This is a genomic window from Dyadobacter sp. CECT 9275 (genome assembly GCF_907164905.1).
Lineage (GTDB): Bacteria > Bacteroidota > Bacteroidia > Cytophagales > Spirosomataceae > Dyadobacter > Dyadobacter helix.
This window is the reverse complement of record NZ_CAJRAF010000001.1, coordinates 15,641-28,747: the sequence shown is the minus strand read 5'-3', so window position 1 is coordinate 28,747 and position 13,107 is coordinate 15,641. Positions and strand designations below refer to the sequence as shown.

At 48.3% G+C, this 13,107-nt stretch carries 5 protein-coding genes; 4 read left to right on the top strand and 1 reads right to left on the bottom strand.

Going from position 1 to position 13,107, the window contains the following annotated elements; translation table 11 throughout:
• Positions 1-89: 89 nt before the first annotated feature.
• Positions 90-3,476 (bottom strand): zinc-dependent metalloprotease, encoded by a 3,387-nt coding sequence (locus KOE27_RS30090; RefSeq protein WP_215236856.1) that lies wholly within the window; start codon positions 3,474-3,476, stop codon positions 90-92.
• Positions 3,477-3,681: 205 nt separating this feature from the next.
• On the opposite strand from KOE27_RS30090, the gene KOE27_RS00095 reads away from it, so the two are divergent.
• From KOE27_RS00095 to KOE27_RS00080, 4 genes are all read left to right on the top strand, one after another.
• A complete protein-coding gene (locus KOE27_RS00095; RefSeq protein ID WP_215236855.1) occupies positions 3,682-4,845 on the top strand; it encodes an acyltransferase family protein in 1,164 nt (387 codons plus the stop codon).
• 95 nt (positions 4,846-4,940) lie between these two features.
• Positions 4,941-5,648 carry an ATP-binding cassette domain-containing protein gene (locus KOE27_RS00090; protein ID WP_215236854.1) on the top strand — a complete coding sequence of 236 codons (708 nt, stop codon included), beginning with the start codon at positions 4,941-4,943 and terminating at the stop codon, positions 5,646-5,648.
• 188 nt (positions 5,649-5,836) lie between these two features.
• The gene (locus tag KOE27_RS00085; protein WP_215236853.1) at positions 5,837-8,896 is read left to right on the top strand and encodes a glycoside hydrolase family 3 N-terminal domain-containing protein; all 3,060 of its coding nucleotides are present in this window, start codon (positions 5,837-5,839) and stop codon (positions 8,894-8,896) included.
• Between the two features lie 83 nt (positions 8,897-8,979).
• Complete coding sequence (locus tag KOE27_RS00080) at positions 8,980-13,104, top strand: Ig-like domain-containing protein (RefSeq protein WP_215236852.1); 4,125 nt, start codon at positions 8,980-8,982, stop codon at positions 13,102-13,104.
• The last annotated feature ends 3 nt before the right edge of the window (positions 13,105-13,107 follow it).

Sequence of the window (13,107 nt, the reverse complement as noted above, 5' to 3'; positions counted from 1 at the left end):
TATTCAGACCGAATGGAATTGTTAAACTTTGTGAACAGAGGTTCAGCACCGGGCTGATTACCCCTGTCGGCTCTGGCCTAACATAATCCCTATAATTTCAGCATTTTGAGGGATTTGGTATACTTGCCCGCCTTGAGACTGTAGATATACACACCGGCCGGGATGGTTTTACCGTCCACACTGGCAAAATGCCACCCTTTCGGAAAACTTCCTTTTTTGAGTTGTCCCATTTTCTGGCCCCTTACGTTATAATAGTCCAGGGATACTTCTTCGGCCTGCGGAAGGTAAAACGCTATTTCCGTTGTAGTATTCACCGGATTCGGCATGTTTTGCAACAAGGTTATTTCAGCAGGCTCATCAGTTTCTACGGTTACTGCATTCGATTTTGTTTTACACCCTCCTTCATTGCTTACCATCACCGTATACTCTCCCGACTGCGAAACTTCCAGCGTAGCTGAGTTTTCACCCAGGATTTCGTTGCCATTCAGATACCATTGATATGTCAATCCCTGCCCGGTGCTTGCTACCAGTTTGGTTTTGAATCGGGAGGTTTCAGCCTTGGTCAGAACCGCCGGAGCCTGCGCATAAATCCTGAACGTGGCGCTTTCATTGCTGAGGAGCTCCGGCTGGGTGGTAACCGTGCTTACCCTGTAGGTACCTTCGGCAAGGGTTAACGGCAGAACCGCCTTGATTTCATTACCTGTCTGCTGCCCCGTGAGCGTGGTAACGGCGTTGCTTTCGGTGTGAACAAGCCGCAGGCCTGCCTGGTTATCACGCCCGAAAGTTGAGTTAGAGGTAATGGTAACACCCAGTTCTTCTCCCACGCAGTAACTCGTTTTTCCGTCAAACCGCTGGATTTTGTTTTCGTCAAAAGAGTGAATTTCTCCGCCAGCCGTAAGTATTAAAACCTTGTTGTTAAATATTTCCAGATCAAATGGTTCTTTTAAAAACCCAAGTCCATCGGTATAGATATTCATTTTCTGATCCTTTAATTTGATCAGTCCGTAATACTGATAGTTTTGTCCGTCGTTCCGGTAGGCGGCAATCCACATCTGGTTGTCTTTGTCAAATGTTACCTTTCGGACAGGGTATCCCGAAACCGGCTGAATCATATCCCAGGTCCCCTGTTGCTGGTTGAGCTTAGCCACACCCCAGTCGCCATACAGATAACACGCCTGGTTCTGATCAAAAGCAATACCTCTTACACCCTGCCACTGGAACATATACGGTTCCTGTTTCCAACGCCCGTTCTGGAAAGACCAGACATACCCGCCGTCCATGACCGCATAAACCTGGTCATTGGCATTGGCAGCCACATAAAGCGGTCTGGCAGAAAATAAAACACTCTGGTCATAAAACGTCCAGATACCATCTTTAAGATTGGCTACACCCTGGTTGTCAGTTTTGAAAAATATACCATCGTTCTTCGTAGTTGCAATGGAATTGTATTCATACAGATAAAAACTACCATTGGAGAAAAACTTCTCATAGTTGCCTCCAGAATTCCTGACCACTGCATTGTTCTGGTCCAGAACATAGGTATCCCCGTTTTCAGATGCTCCGAAAAGATTAAAGATGTTGGGACTTTTACCTCTGGTGGTGGAGGTGATAAATGGCTGCCAGGTTTTCAGATCACTGGTGGCGTAATACCCAGATCCTAGGGCAGAGACATACAACTTGTCTCCGGATTTATAAAACCGGTTTCGCAAAAAATCACCAAAAGCATAATTGGTAGACTGGAGATTTTTTGAAACCAACCCAAGGTATTCAAAACGCTGGTCTTGCTGTCCGGTGGTGAGCTGGGATACATTCCAGTTAGAATACACACCTGGCTGAAAAAGAATACGGGTCCTGACGAAATAGGAGCTGTTAGCATCCAAGGTTGGCTGAAAGGTGGCTTTGTTGGTCTGCCAGTCGTTTAAATCATTTGAAAGAAGGGAATCCTTGAAAACCACATTTTTAAAGGCAGCATCACGCGCAATTTCCATGCTGGAAAGCATTCCGTTGTGTAACGAGGGCTGATAAAGATTCACTGCCAGAAGGGGTTTGTCAGTAATTTTACTCAGGTTGTTGAACCTCCATATCTCACTGTTCCAGGCCGGATACATATAAGAAAGTTTCGACCAGGTACTCCACACCTCATTTTTTCTGACCCTCAGCCTGATCTCATAACGCCCGTAAATATCTCCATAGATCGGAAGCCTGAACGACTGCACCTTTGCTTCAGTGGTCTTCAGTTCATGCAGGTAAATCTGATCGGGTATATATATGTTCTTTACTTCCAGCTGATACGATTCTATTCCCGGATACTTGTAGAAATATCCCGTGAAGGTGCCTCCGTTAAACAATAAAGGATTCATGAGCACCGGCGGAGTGGAATTGTCCGAATAAGACGGTATTGTGAAAGCCACGGCCTCTGACCAGCTGCTGTTTCCTACCTGGCTGGAGGCTCTGAATCTCGCAAAATAATTGCCCTCTCCCTGTCCTGCAGATCGGAAATAGGACTGTTTTACGAGCGTATCCTCAGTCAGTTGGGTAAAATCGGCATCTTTTGCAATCTGAATGCGGTATTGTTCAACTCCGACGGGAGCGTTCCATTCAAAGGAAGGTGTATTGGAAACTAGCTGAGGATCAGGTTCTTTCAATCTAAGTGTTCCCGGGTCGGACAGTGCTGCGTTTACAGGATTCAATTTGAAATAAGGATTGAGATTTCCCTCCGCATAGTCGCGCATCAGATTCTGGCAGTAGGGATGAAACCTCAGTACGGTCCGGCAATACGACATCAACGATCCGTTTACATATTCTATATAATCACTGGTGCATTCTGGGTCGTTCGTTTCCAGGATGTTACAGTAATCTATAGGGCCGTCGGGCCAACCGCAATAATGGGTATGCGGCGATCCCAGCGTATGCCCCAGCTCATGGCACAGCAGGTCAACCGCCAGACCAGGATTGTTAGGCTCCGGAAAATTGGAAGAACACATGCGGTAACCGCCATAAAACCATCCATAACGGACAGACAAGCTTACCACAGCGTCTCGGGGTTCAAAGCGATTGTTTTCCCAGTAATTGAGCACGTTGCCATAGTAGTCAAAATCGTTCTGGAGCTGATAGGGCTCCGGATGATCCCATATTAAAATGGAGGTAACCGTGAGTTTTACATTAATATCCCGCTCAAAAATGGCGGATGCATCCTCAATGAAACGATAGGCTGTGCGGGTAAGCAGTTCCTTGTCGCCATTGTACATCAGGTAGGTCCCGTAATTTATATCCAGTGCCAGACGGTACTCCAGTTTTTCTCCGGCTGCCACACGCGCTTTTGTCAGATCCTTTGTTTTCGTAAACTTTGAGAGATAGGCCGAGACCGTTGAATCAAGCGTGCCGCAATTCGGAATGCCCTGTTGAGCATAAGCATTTTTTATCCAACCAATTAGGACAAAAATGAAGATAAATTTAAACGTAGAAAAACGGATCATGGCAGTATGCTGATGACAACTAATTAGGGGTAAATTCAAGTAATTTGACAGAAAAGTACTACGAAGAAATAAGATTAAAAAATTATTATAAGAAGGACTAATATGTTTATTTGAACAAACTGATATTTAGTTCCGGAAGGTCGTAGTATCTTTATCAGAATATCCAGTATTCGTATTTGAAATTTGTTTTTAGATTATTTGATTCATGTTAACAAACACCGAATTTAATTCCCCCGAGGCGGAAATTCCCGGGAGAATTGAAACTCCTCCCTCTAAAAGATTATTGTCTCTTGACACCCTGCGGGGTTTCGATATGTTCTGGATATCGGGCGGGGAGGAAATATTTCATGTATTGGCCAAGGTAACCGGGTGGTCCTGGGCCGCCGTTCTGGCCTATCAGTTCACCCACCCCGACTGGCACGGTTTCCGCGCTTATGACCTTATTTTTCCGACTTTCCTTTTCATGGCAGGTGTTTCCACACCATTTTCCCTGGGAAGCAGGCTGGAAAAAGGAGTAGCCCCCTCGGAGCTGATCAAAAAAGTAATCCAGCGCGGGATCATTCTGGTACTGCTCGGAATCATTTACAACAACGGAATTTTTCATACAGAATGGGCCAACATGCGCTATCCGAGTGTGCTGGCACGTATAGGACTGGCAGGTATGTTTGCGCAGATCATTTACCTCTATTTCGGATGGAAGGCCCGGTGGATCTGGTTTGCCGGATTGCTTCTGGGCTATTATGCCTTCATGATGCTCTATCCGGTACCAGGCTGCGGGGCTGGTCTGCTGACCATGGAATGTAACCCCGCCAGTTATTTTGACAGGATGATCCTTCCGGGAAGGCTGCACGTAAAGATCCATGACCCCGAAGGATTGATTTCTACCATTCCTGCCATTGCAACCGGGCTGATGGGCATATTCTCCGGTGAACTGCTCCGCACGAGCGAAACATTGATATCCAAAAATAACAAAGTCGTCTATCTGGTTGCGGCCGGTATGACCAGTCTGCTGCTTTGCCTTGTGTGGGACTACTTCTTCCCTATTAATAAAAACCTTTGGACCAGCTCTTTCGTACTCTGTGCAGGCGGTTTCAGTGTGCTTCTGCTGGCCTTGTTCTACTGGATTGTAGATGTGCTTAACTACCGTAAATGGACCTTCTTCTTTGTCGTGATCGGTATGAATTCAATCGTGATTTACATGGTCGGAAGTTATATCGACTTTGGCTATACCGCCGAGGCCTTATTCGGAGGTATCCTGAGCTTTTTACCGGAAGGTTCCGCCAAGGTAGGTGAAGTACTGGCATTCATTGGGGTGCAGTGGGCATTTATGTATCTGCTGTATCGCAACAAATTATTTTTGAAAGTCTGACGGGTAAATATGTTCTTTGCAAAAGGTTAATCGTTTGATGGACACGGTCACAGGCGGTTAACCTTTTGGCATAACTTACTAATCCGATTGAATGAATGTCTATCAAAGTAGATAATCTTACAAAGGCATACGGTTCTCAACTTGCCGTTGACGGCATCTCGTTTTCGCTCCTTCCGGGCGAAATTGTAGGTTTTCTGGGACCGAACGGAGCCGGAAAGTCTACTACGATGAAGATACTCACGGGATATCTCACCCCCACCTCAGGCAGCGCCCGGGTGGCAGATTTCGACGTGATGTCTCAGTCCTTATCAGCCAGGCGGGCCATTGGATACCTGCCCGAGCACAACCCGCTCTACCTGGATATGTATGTAAAGGAGTTCCTGCTATTTTCAGGGAAGCTTTATGGGATAAAAGGAGATAAACTGAAAGCACGGGTTGATGAAATGGTAAGTTTGTGCGGACTGGAGGTGGAAAAAAAGAAAAAAATAGGGCAGTTGTCCAAGGGATACCGTCAGCGGGTTGGGCTCGCGCAATCTTTTTTACATGACCCATCAGTGCTGATTCTGGACGAACCCACCACCGGCCTCGATCCTAATCAGATTCAGGAGATCAGGGAATTGATACGGACCGCCGGAAACAATAAAACCGTGCTGTTTTCAACGCACATCATGCAGGAAGTGGAAGCACTTTGCGACCGGGTGATTATCATCAACAAAGGTAAAGTGGTGAACGACAGCACACTGGATAACCTTCGTCAGACCGGGCATACCCTCGAAGAAACTTTCAGGGAGCTGACCCGCTAGAAAAGCCCTTCACTTTGTTGTTTTATCTATTATAAGTATAGTAATTATTAGAATTGCATTAAATCGCAATTTTTCATTGCTAAATCCAGACGAAAATTTGTTAACATTGTAACAGTGACCAGCGTATTTGGCGCGCTGTCTAATTAACTCTGATCTGTTTCCCTCTGTGTTATCAGCGTATTTTTGATATGAAGTATTGGTTGAAGAACCGTTTTGGATTTACTTTAAGTGTAGCAGCATTGTTTGTGCTCAGTTCGGTCGCCGCTGTTGCTTGGAGACTGATACTGAAGACTGAGGTAAATCCGGCAACCCGGCCGGAAACTATCGCTGCCAAATCTCCCCAAAAAGTTAAGAAAATCAATCACCCTGTTTTGGTATTACCCGAAGCGGAATGGGTAGACAGTACCTTGAAGTCTCTGACACTGGATGAGAAAATCGGGCAGCTTTTCATGGTGGCCACCTTCTCCAACCGTGATGAGAGCCATTACAAATATGTTGAAAAGCTGATCAGCGAATACCATATCGGAGGCCTTATATTTTTCCAGGGAGGGCCCCTTGCCCAGGCACAGCTCACCAACCGGTATCAGGCACAATCCCCGGTTCCCTTGTTTATAGGTATCGACGGCGAATGGGGGCTGGGAATGCGGCTGGACAGTACCATCACTTTCCCAAAACAAATGGTGCTGGGCGCTATACCGGATAACCGCCTGATTTACCGAATGGGTGCGGACATCGGCCAGCAATGCCGGCGTTTGGGAATTCATATCAATTTTGCTCCGGTATCGGATATCAACAGCAATCCTAATAACCCGGTGATTGGCGTACGGTCCTTTGGTGAAGACCGTGAGAATGTCAGCCGCAAAGCCGTGGCCTATATGAAAGGGCTACAGCATAACCGGGTCATTGCTACCGCAAAACACTTTCCAGGACATGGTGATACCGACGCAGATTCCCATTTTACCCTTCCTGTGCTGACACACTCTCCGGAACAGCTTTCCGAAGTAGACCTGTATCCTTACCGCCGGATGATCGCCGACAGCCTCATGGGGGTACTCAGCGGGCATTTATATATCCCTTCCCTGGACAACACGCCGCAGCTTGCAAGTTCACTTTCCGAAAAAGTGATCAACGGCCTGTTGCGAAAAGACTTGGGTTTCCGGGGATTGGTATTCACCGATGCCATGAACATGCGGGGGGTACTGAAAACAGGGCGGGCTGCTGATGTAAACCTGAAAGCACTGGTGGCGGGCAATGATGTACTGCTGTATCCTGAAAACGTTGGTGAAACCGTTACGCGGATCAAGGATGCGGTTGCCCAGCGGCTGATCAGCGAAAAAATTATTGATGACAAAGTGAAAAGGATACTTCAGGCAAAATACTGGGCGGGACTAAATCAGTATAAACCGGTTGATATCACCAATCTGTACACCGACCTCAACCGGGACGAAAGTAAAAAATTGTACCGGGAACTTTGCGAAGCTTCTGTTACCGTTGTCAGAAACGACAATCAGATTCTTCCGTTACAGACCTCGGGAGATGTAAAAATAGCAACGGTTTCACTGGGCGGAGGCAGCAATTTTATTTTCCAGAAGATGATGGCTTTTTATAAAACGGTAAGACCCTTTACGTTTTATGATGGCCCCGCCAACCAGGAAGAAATCACGGAAATGCTGGGATATCTTCAGCCCTACAACGTGGTGGTGGTTGATGTACATGGCATTTCCTCCAATCCCCGCAAGTATTACGGGATAACGTCCGAAACCGCCAGTTTTGTAACACAGCTCCGGCAACAAGGGAAAAAGGTAATCCTCTGCCTTTTCGGATCGCCGTATAGTATCCAGTATTTCCCGGAAACCGATGCGCTGATTTGTGCCAACCAGGATGGTACCGAACAGCAGGAGATCGTTCCGCAGATCATCTTCGGGGCACTTTCGTCCGAAGGAAAACTTCCCGTTTCGGTATCGTCCTATCAAACAGGAGCCGGTTTTGAAACAGAAACGGTTAACCGCATGGCAATTGGAACGCCCGAAAGTGTAGGAATGAGCAGTGTGATGCTCAAAAATATAGACAACATTGCCACCGCTGCCATTGCCGACCACGTTTTTCCAGGCTGTCAGATACTGGTGGCCCGCAAAGGAAAGATTGTTTACGACAAACAGTTTGGCGGGCTTGACTACCGGATGCCCGACCGCGTAAATTCCGAAACGATTTATGACCTGGCTTCGCTCACCAAGGTATCGGCCACGTTGCAGGCCATCATGCTTTTATACGACCGCAAGCAGATCGGCCTCGAAGAAAAAGCATCGCGTTATCTGCCCGAACTCCTGGGTACCAATAAAGAGAACATGACCATCCGCGACCTGCTCTTGCATCGGTCAGGGCTGTTGTCCTTTTATCCTTCCCTGTGGGAACGCACCAAAACTGCCGCCGGTGGGTTGCTGCCAGAATATTACAGTTCAAGGCAGGACAGCATTTACAATCTGCAGGTGGCTCCCAAGTTATTTGCCAAAGAAGCCTTACGGGATTCGGTATGGAAATGGGTGGTAAAATCCCCGCTCAACAATAAAAAGGAGCGGTCAGGCGGGTATGGATTTCTGTACAGTGACCTCGGCTTCCTTACCTTGCAGAAAGTGGTGGAAAGAATTACCGGTATCCCGCTGGATACCTTCGTTGCCGTGAATATTTACGAACCACTCGGGCTCAGCTATCTGGGCTTTAATCCGCTGCGCAGATTTCCCTCCAGACAGATCGCCCCCACGGAACAGGACTATCGCTATCGAGGACAGCTGCTGCAGGGCACCGTTCACGACCAGATGGCGGCAGAAGTAGGAGGCGTTTCGGGCCATGCAGGGCTGTTTGGTACCGCTCGCGACCTGGCAGTCCTTTACCAGATGAATTTATGGAAAGGCAGTTACGGAGGGTCTAATATTTTTCAGCCAGGTACTGTTCCGCTTTTTTCAAGGATTTATGATGAGGCCCATCACCGGGGCCTGGGTTGGGACAAAGCCCCTTCCGATGGCAACAGTTCATACGTATCCCCGATGGCTTCTGTGAATTCATTCGGGCATACGGGTTTCACCGGCGCCATGGTATGGGTGGATCCCGAGGAAGACCTTATATTTATTTTTCTGTCCAACCGCGTGTATCCCGACCCTGAAAATACCCTCATCAATACCCAGCGCATACGCAGGCGAATTCATGATGTAGCCTACAGTTCTATCCGGGAAAGGAAAAGCCTTCTCCATTAACCTTTTGAGCAAACGGTATTTGAAAATTATATCTAACTTTACCGGCAAACTGGTAAGTGGAAAGATATTATTAATTCAGGTACATGAAAAACACGTTTATCTCAAAAAGAATATTTACATGCCTGGCTGCTATATTAGGTGCAGCCGCCTCATTCGCCCAGACAATCACTACTTCGGCTGTGTCTCCGGCGAGTTATTGTGCCGGAAGTTCTGTTTCAGTTGCTTTTACAACAACGGGTACTTTTGATGGCGGTAATGTATTCACCGCACAGCTTTCGGATGCCACCGGGTCTTTTACAACGCCGCTCGCAACAAGTACGGGCACTTCCCCCATCTCCGTGAATATACCGTCAGGCGCGGCCACGGGAGCTACCTATAAGGTGAGGGTCATTGCTTCCCTGCCAGTCACTACCGGCACCGAAAGTGCTGCTTTTACGATCAATGCAAAACCAGCCGCACCAGCGGTGGTGAATAAAACTTATACCGTCGGCGATACACCCGTATCTTTGACACTGTCGGTAACTGGTACAGATCTGATGTGGTACACCGCTGAAAATGGCGGATCGGGGTCCGGAACGCCACCGACCATATCTACCGCTACTGCCAGCACTACCAGTTACTGGGTAACGCAAACAGTTGGTACCTGTGAAAGCGCACGTGCCGAAATTGTGGTTACGGTGAATTGTACGCCTCCTGCGGCGCCAACAGTATCCCCTGTCTCGTATACAGTTGGCGATTCACCAGCCGTACTTACTGCTACTGGTGCAATGGGCTCTACCTTAAAATGGTATGATGCTGCTACTGACGGTAATCTCCTGAGCGGTGCCCCTACACCGACTACAACGGCTGCAGGAACGCAAAAATATTACGTTTCGCAGACTGTGGCTGGCTGTGAAAGTACTCGTGCCGAGATTGTGGTTACCATCAATGCATGTACGCCACCTGCCCCACCCACAGTAGCTCCCGTATCATATACTGTTGGCGATACACCAGCCGCACTTACTGCTACCGGTGTAATGGGTTCTACTTTAAAATGGTATGATGCTGCTACTGGCGGTAATCTCCTGAGCGGTGCACCTACACCAACTACAACGGCTGCAGGAACGCAAAAATATTACGTTTCGCAGACTGTGGCTGGCTGTGAAAGTACTCGTGCCGAGATTGTGGTTACCATCAATGCATGTACGCCACCTGCCCCACCCACAGTAGCTCCCGTATCATATACTGTTGGCGATACACCAGCCGCACTTACTGCTACCGGTGTAATGGGATCTACTTTAAAATGGTATGATGCTGCTACTGCCGGTAATCTCCTGAGCGGTGCACCTACACCAACTACAACGGCTGCAGGAACGCAAAAATATTATGTTTCACAGACTGTGGCTAGCTGTGAAAGTACTCGTGCCGAGATTGTGGTTACGATCAATGCATGTACGCCGCCGCCCGCACCGGGCGTAAGTGACATTTCTTATTGCCTAGGTGCTTCTACCATAGCCCTCACCGCAACAGGAACTAACTTGAAATGGTATGCCAATGCATCGGGAGGCTCAGCTTTGGGGGCTGCTCCGACTCCTTCGAGTGCTACTGCAGGGGACAAAAGTTATTATGTAACACAGACTGTCGGTGTTTGCGAAAGTGCTAGGGCGGAAATTAAGGTTACTGTCAACAAAACGGATGCTCCCGTCGTGATCAATTTAGAATACTGTCTGAACGCTACTGCCACTGCCCTTACGGCATCTGGAACAGCGCTGAAATGGTATGCAGAGGCGTCGGGAGGCACTGCTTTGGGGGCCGCCCCGACACCGGCCACCAATATAGGGGGTACAAAAAGCTATTACGTAACGCAAACATTGAACGGTTGTGAAAGTACGCGAGCGGAAATAAAAGTGGTTATCAAAAATCTTTCTGAGGCCCCGATAGTCACTGCGCTCAACCTTTGTCAGAATTCAACGGCGACCGCATTGACTGCGACGGGTACTTCTCTGAAATGGTATACAGTAGCTAGCGGTGGTTCTGCACTTGGGTCTGCCCCTGTTCCATCAACAACAGTGGTAGAAACTACGAGTTATTACGTCAGCCAAACTACTTCTGGGCTCTGCGAGGGACCGCGTGCGAAGATGGATGTAGTGATCAAAGATACACCGGTTGCTCCAACTGTAGAGACACCGATAAATTATTGTGTGGGTCAAACTCCCACATCTCTTTCTCCCTCGGGCGATGTATACAAATGGTATACTGTTGGTAGCGGAGGAACGGCATTGAGTGCCGCCCCCACACCTACAGCTACAATACCTGGTACCACATCATACTATGTAACCCAGTCCAATACTTACGGAGTTTTGTCCTGCGAAAGCTCACGCGCTAAAGTAGATATAATCGTGAATGCAACTCCTTCTGCTGTCAACTCATTGTCGGAGGCATTCTGCCAAGAGCGGGCAGACAAAAGCTATACCTTTCCCACTAAGGCGGAAAGTGGCAACACTCTCAACTGGTATACTGATCCTACCGGCGGAACAGCAAGCACATCTATCCCTTCCATCAATTTGAAAAATTTCGGAGAAACCACCTATTACGCAACCCAGGTGACAAACAAGGGCTGTGAAAGCACTACCCGTATTCCGCAGAAAGTTCGGGTGAAACCATTGCCAAGCCTGCCAACTATCACCCAAGCCCTTATCGAATACTGCCAGTTTGCAGCTGCGGCTCCATTGACAGCCACGCCGGTTACCAATGCTTCTCTGAACTGGTTTGGGACCAACGAAACCGGTGGCACTTCTTCCGGCACAGCTCCAACGCCTTCCACGGCAACAGGAGGTACCACCGCTTATTTTGTGGCGCAAACGCTGGAAGGCTGCACCGGTGACAGGGCAAAAATTGAAGTAAAAATCAACACCACACCAAAGCCCACTACTACCCCTGCGCTGGCCTATTGCCAGGGAGAAGTGGCACCGATACTGGACGCAACCGGTACGATTTTGAAATGGTACCGCACCGCAGACGGCACCGAATGGCAGGGCGTGCCGTTCACACCTTTTACAGAGAAAGTACAGGATTATTCTTTCTATGTGACACAAACGGGTACCAACGGATGTGAAAGCCCTAAACAGGAAATAAAAATCCATATCAAGGCGCTTCCTTCTGCTACCATTTCCGGCGACGCCACCATTGACCTGGGACAGACCGCTAACCTGAAAATTGATTTTACCAGTGATGGCCCGTGGACCTATGTTCTTTCCAGCGGAAAAACGGCAACTTCTGAAACTGCCTCCACCATCATCTCCGTTGCACCGCCGGTTACGACCACCTATGTGGTGACCGAAGTTTCCAACGCATGTGGCAAAGGTTTCCCGATCGGGCGTGCCGTGGTGACCGTAAAAATCCCAACGATCACCACCGGAAACCCGTCTGTTGCCGAAGCCTGTGCGGGTAAAACATTCTCGCTGCTTTTTGCACAATCCGGTGAATTTCCGAAGGACAATAAATTTGTAGCGCAGATATCCACCACCAATGACGATACCAAGTTTTATTCGATACCTTCCGTAGTGACCGGCAATACCATCACCGCCACCTTCCCGGATACCACCAAAGGCGGCTCCTATCTGGTGAGGGTAGTGAGCGAAGGTACCAACCCCGCTTTTACGGTAAAAGGAAGTGTGAGCCAGATCGGTATCAAAGCCAATCCGATACCAACAGCGGTAATCACAGGATCCAAGACCATATTGATCGGAGAAAGTGCTAATTTGAATGTAGAAATTTTTGGTGAAGCCCCCTGGACTTTTACCCTCAACAACGGTGTCAGTGACTCGTTGATCAGCGCGGCTACTTCTCCTTACAACTTTAAGATCACCCCCTCCAAAACGACCATTTATACCGTCAGTTCGGTAACCAATACCTGTGGAACAGGAAAAGGTACAGGCAGTGCGCGTATCCAGGTGGACCCGATCCTGGGCATAGAGCCGCCCGTAACGGCATGGATGAAGGTATATCCCACGATGGTCGGGGAAAAGTGTGTTGTTGAAATCACCGAGCCCGTTTCCGTAAAAGGAGCCAGCCTTGAAATCATTGACCTGAACGGAAGGGTATTGAAACATCAGCAGACAAGGGATAAAATTTCAGATATGGATTTCAGAACCTATCCATCCGGGTTATACCTGATCAGGGTACAAAACGGAAACCTCTCCGGCGTTCAGCGTGTGGTGAAACCATAGCTT

What these genes read in the sequence shown, in the direction of transcription:
- KOE27_RS30090 (WP_215236856.1), bottom strand. Translation starts at nt 3,476, where the DNA reads ATGATCCGTTTTTCTACGTTTAAATTTATCTTCATTTTTGTCCTAATT.
- KOE27_RS00095 (WP_215236855.1), top strand. Translation starts at nt 3,682, where the DNA reads ATGTTAACAAACACCGAATTTAATTCCCCCGAGGCGGAAATTCCCGGG.
- KOE27_RS00090 (WP_215236854.1), top strand. Translation starts at nt 4,941, where the DNA reads ATGTCTATCAAAGTAGATAATCTTACAAAGGCATACGGTTCTCAACTT.
- KOE27_RS00085 (WP_215236853.1), top strand. Translation starts at nt 5,837, where the DNA reads ATGAAGTATTGGTTGAAGAACCGTTTTGGATTTACTTTAAGTGTAGCA.
- KOE27_RS00080 (WP_215236852.1), top strand. Translation starts at nt 8,980, where the DNA reads ATGAAAAACACGTTTATCTCAAAAAGAATATTTACATGCCTGGCTGCT.